Origin of the sequence: Candidatus Frankia alpina (assembly GCF_902806485.1) — a bacterium.
Classification (GTDB): domain Bacteria; phylum Actinomycetota; class Actinomycetes; order Frankiales; family Frankiaceae; genus Frankia; species Frankia alpina.
Genome location: NZ_CADCWT010000438.1, coordinates 1 through 1,939, shown reverse-complemented (window position 1 = coordinate 1,939; position 1,939 = coordinate 1). Strand labels below are relative to the sequence as shown.

The following is a 1,939-nucleotide window of genomic DNA, read 5'->3' as shown; positions in this document are numbered from 1 at the left end:
AACTAACATGACCGCAGCCGACACCGTGGATATCGCTGTTCTGGCCGAGCGCATCATACGTGCCGCTGCGGCTCGTCCGAGGGTCCTCGTCGGGATCGACGGCCCAGGCGCCGCAGGCAAGAGCACGCTGGCCGGTCAGCTGGCGGCTGCCATCCCTTCCGCGCACGTCGTGCATGTCGACGACTTCTACCTGCCCTCCAGTCGGCGGACTGAACGGCGGGGCGCCATTGGCCCACTGGTCGATCTGCCTCGGCTCGCCGACCAGGTCGCCATTCCAGGTGGGGCCGGCGCCGCACTGCGCTATCAGCGCTATGACTGGATCAAGGACGATCTTGCCGAATGGATCCAGGTCCCCGCCGGTGCATCCCTCATTGTCGAGGGCGTCTACTGCCTCGAGCGGAAGCTACGCGCTTGTTACACTTTCACCGTGTTCTGTCAGGCAGAACCAGCACTACGCCTCGCTCGCGGTCTACAACGGGACGGGGAGGGGTCGCGTGATCAATGGGTCAACGAATGGATGCCGGCCGAGAATGAGTATATGGCGCTGCAACGGCCGGATCATTTCGCCCAGATGGTCGTCGACAGCTCGGTCGTCGACGACGTAGAAACGGTGTTCCGCGTCGCCGTGGTTTAAACAGCTCACGGCGATCTCGCCTCGACAGCGAAGTTGAGGCCTCTCAGGCCGGCACCAGCAGTGCCGTACACACCGCGGGCCACGCCGACGACACGTCGGTCAACGCCTGACGGAAATTGCTGTTTCTGCGGGTAGGCCCGCACGCGTCTTCATGACGTACGTCGGTCGCCGCCTGCGTGGCCACGCGACTTCGCAGCCTTGGGTCCATCGAGAGCCGACTCATGCCGTCTTCGCGGCCGCCGAGCGAGGCGAGGGCCGTGAACCTGGCCCACCTCGCCAGGCCAGCCCCTCGGCACCGGCGCCGGGGCCCTGGCCCCGGCCAGATGTTCCGCGGAACCGCGTGGCGATCAAGATGTTCCGCGGAACCGCGTGGCGATCAAGATGTTCCGCGGAACCGCGTGGCGATCAAGATGTTCCGCGGAACCGCGTGGCGATCGCGGAGCGGTGTTCGTCGATCGCCGGCATGTGCGTTTCAGCCCAGTCCCGCAGGGCCGCGAGCGGCTCGTTCAGGGAGCGTCCGAGACCGGTCAGCGAGTAGTAGACGCTCGGCGGCACTGTGTACTGCACGCGCCGCGCCCCCAGGCCATCGGCAACCAGGGGCCCTGCAGGGTGTGCGGCAGCATCTTCTGCGATACCCCGGGCATGCAGCGGTGCAGCTCGCTGAACCGCAGCTCGCCCGGAGCCGCCTCGGCGAGCAGCTTGACGACCATCGAGACCCACTTGGTCCCGATCCGGTCGAGCAGTCGGCGCGTCGGGCAGCCGGGGGAGAACGAGTCTCCGCGGGCAGCGGGCACCGAGAATTCCGGTGGATGCCCTGGCCTTCAGGGCGGGGAGGAATCCGGCTCCCCGCACCCGCGGAGTGGGGCAGGGGTAGGCGGTTCGCCGTCAGGTGAACCGCCGTGCGAACGCAGCACGTAACAGGTGGATGATTTCCCTGTCCGGGGAACAGCCGTCTTCTTTGGCGGTTTCGGTGATGCGGGGGGCCTGGTTGTCCGGGAAATCTCAGGCCCATCTTCTCCACGGTCCTGTTGTTGGGCTAGAATTGGTTTGTGTCGAGGTTCCGGTTGTATCCCGGCGTGGCGCAGGAGGAGGTTCTTCTTGTGCATTGCGGGCATGCGCGGTTCGTGTGGAACCTGTGTGTGGAGCAGCAGTCGTGGTGGAATCCGCGGCGTGGCCCCGCTCCCGGTTACGCCGCGTGGAATCGGCAGTTGACCGCGGCGCGGGTCGCGTGCGGCTAGCTGGCCGACGCATTGAGCCATTCCCGGCGTCGATTTGTGAGGTTGGGTAATTGTTGCGGGGTGTGAG

General features: G+C 66.2%; 3 protein-coding genes and 1 pseudogene. 2 read left to right on the top strand and 2 right to left on the bottom strand.

Going from position 1 to position 1,939, the window contains the following annotated elements; genetic code table 11:
• Nucleotides 1-634, top strand: a 634-nt coding sequence (locus tag G6R25_RS23730; protein ID WP_163554632.1) for a uridine kinase family protein, incomplete at its 5' end; no start/stop codon positions are given.
• Nucleotides 635-1,039: 405 nt separating this feature from the next.
• Here the strand turns inward: G6R25_RS23730 and G6R25_RS32130 are convergent.
• The gene (locus G6R25_RS32130) at nt 1,040-1,189 is read right to left on the bottom strand and encodes a winged helix-turn-helix transcriptional regulator (protein ID WP_268904210.1); all 150 of its coding nucleotides are present in this window, start codon (nt 1,187-1,189) and stop codon (nt 1,040-1,042) included.
• A complete protein-coding gene (locus tag G6R25_RS29220) occupies nt 1,162-1,428 on the bottom strand; it encodes a winged helix-turn-helix transcriptional regulator (protein WP_268904209.1) in 267 nt (88 codons plus the stop codon). Before G6R25_RS29220 ends, G6R25_RS32130 begins: the two co-directional genes overlap by 28 nt.
• Before the next feature lie 255 nt (nt 1,429-1,683).
• On the opposite strand from G6R25_RS29220, the pseudogene G6R25_RS23720 reads away from it, so the two are divergent.
• Nucleotides 1,684-1,857, top strand: a pseudogene (locus tag G6R25_RS23720) (helix-turn-helix domain-containing protein); the annotation flags it as partial.
• Nucleotides 1,858-1,939 lie beyond the last annotated feature (82 nt).